Source organism: Vibrio sp. ZOR0018 (assembly GCF_963865925.1).
Lineage (GTDB): Bacteria > Pseudomonadota > Gammaproteobacteria > Enterobacterales > Vibrionaceae > Vibrio > Vibrio anguillarum.
On the sequence record NZ_CAWMCN010000168.1, the window covers coordinates 1 to 1,915 of the forward strand.

Genomic DNA, 1,915 nt, shown 5'->3' on the forward strand with positions numbered 1-1,915 from the left:
GCATCGTTAATGCCTACGAGCCTGTCTAGGGCATCGTACTGATACTGGCGTAAGCTATCACCATTTCTACCAAGCTGTTGTTGCAGCAGTAATCCTGTGTCACTCCATTGGTGGTGAAGACTAAAACCCTGCTCTGTGACGCGAGTTTGCTCATGCCCACTCGGGTGATACGCAAATTGCAGCGGGGTATGCTCGCCTACAGACAGTTGCTGTAATTGGTGCTTCGTCCATTGATATTGTCGCGCGGTTTTGCTGCCTGATGAACCAATACGGCGGCCATGTTCGTCGTATTCATGAACGATTGGGGTGCCATTGAGGTTTTCTTCCAATAGCAGCCCAGATGGGCTGTAAGCAAAGGATACCCATGCATCACCATTTTCGGTGTAGGTTAAGCGAGAGGCGGCGTCGTACTGATAGTGGTCGACGCGCGTAAGAATTGAAGGGACAAATGCCCCAACGGATGGAGCGGATATGAGTTGTTAGTACAAAACAGGCGAAGCTCAAGTTGAACAAACGTCGCATCCATTTACTTCGATTGGATAGCTAGCTTCCCGTCCCCATCTTTATCATCACGCCCTAACCTAAACAAAGAATCAACTTGTTAGCGCTTGGCAACTCCGGCAGTTCATTGTCAGAGAGTAAAACCATTCAAATATCACTAACTACTGCCTAGATTTGGCCACTTACCTATCGCGACAAGGGCCAACCAAAGCCTCGCGCTGTATAAGCATGCGACCTTTATAATAGTGCCTGTCCTTGTTATTTTATAGTTATGTTCATAAATCATGCTGACTGCACAAAAAACAAACCAGCATCTGATGAATTTGAGATATCCCTTTTAATAAACAAATATCCATTCGCATCCGAAAAATAGAAAGCTTCACCATTTTTCACAGGAATATCATTTGAATAAAACTGAGCCACAAAATAATATTCATCCAATAGTTTTTCAAAACCTATCAAGCCATTGGGTATATTATCAGAAATAAATGAAAATGCGGGGAAGGCATCTTCAGGAAGGTCAACACTATTAACTTCAGCATCAATTCCGTTGGATAGCGAAAATTCATAACAATTAGAAGCTATCACTTTAGTGAAACCACTCTTTATATAATTAAGTTCATCTTCCCCGCCAAAGAAAGAAATATCATCCAAAAAATAATCATTATCTGAGTATGTTGATAATATCGAAAACACCCTCCCTTTAGGGAATAATTCTTTAGAAAGAGTTTCATTAATTTTGTCACCATCAATAGATGCGATTAATAACAACTCATCTCCTGCTGGATTATGAAACTTACCCATCGAATCTGGGAGAGCTCCCCCAAACATAACACCAGTATACTCAGAAGACTCATTGCTGCTTACTTTATGTACTATGCTCATGTTCATCCTTTTATTTACAAGATTTACTAATTTGTTCATAAAACTCTTCAGAGTTTTTCCTAAGTTGAGAAACTGACTCTTCAGGGACACCAGCTCTACGCATAGCCTCACTTGTAATATCTAACTCTTCCGCAATCGTAGATTTAAATTGGTTTTTCCCTAATCCATGCTCTCCCCTAACAATGTTCTCATGGTAATGGACGCCACCTATACCACGACTATCCTTCCTAGGCCCTCTAGTATGGTGATCTAAATCAAGTGCAATTGATGGGTTTCCACCTAAACGAGAATCTCCAGCCAAGCCCTGCTGTTTCAAAAATTCGTGTCTAATTAGCTCGTGAGCCTGTAATCCATCCCCTACATGAGCACCACCATTCAAACCACTATAAGTCCCTAAGTCGAATAAAGAAGCCAACCCCAACGGATCAACCCACTCCAGCGGGTTAAATACATACGCCTGCGGCCTTAGCCCTCCCGCAAACCCTATAGGGTCTGGGCTTAGGTACTGGCCACTGTCTGCATCGTAATA

At 42.5% G+C, this 1,915-nt stretch carries 2 protein-coding genes and 1 pseudogene; all 3 read right to left on the bottom strand.

What is annotated here, in order from left to right; all coding sequences use genetic code 11:
* Window positions 1-329, bottom strand: a pseudogene (locus AACR75_RS18500) (type IV secretion protein Rhs); the annotation flags it as partial.
* A 454-nt stretch (window positions 330-783) separates the two neighbouring features.
* Window positions 784-1,386 (bottom strand): hypothetical protein, encoded by a 603-nt coding sequence (locus tag AACR75_RS18505; protein WP_052190362.1) that lies wholly within the window; start codon window positions 1,384-1,386, stop codon window positions 784-786.
* Between the two features lie 10 nt (window positions 1,387-1,396).
* A partial coding sequence (locus tag AACR75_RS18510) for an RHS repeat domain-containing protein (RefSeq protein ID WP_231564217.1) occupies window positions 1,397-1,915 on the bottom strand: 519 nt, incomplete at its 5' end.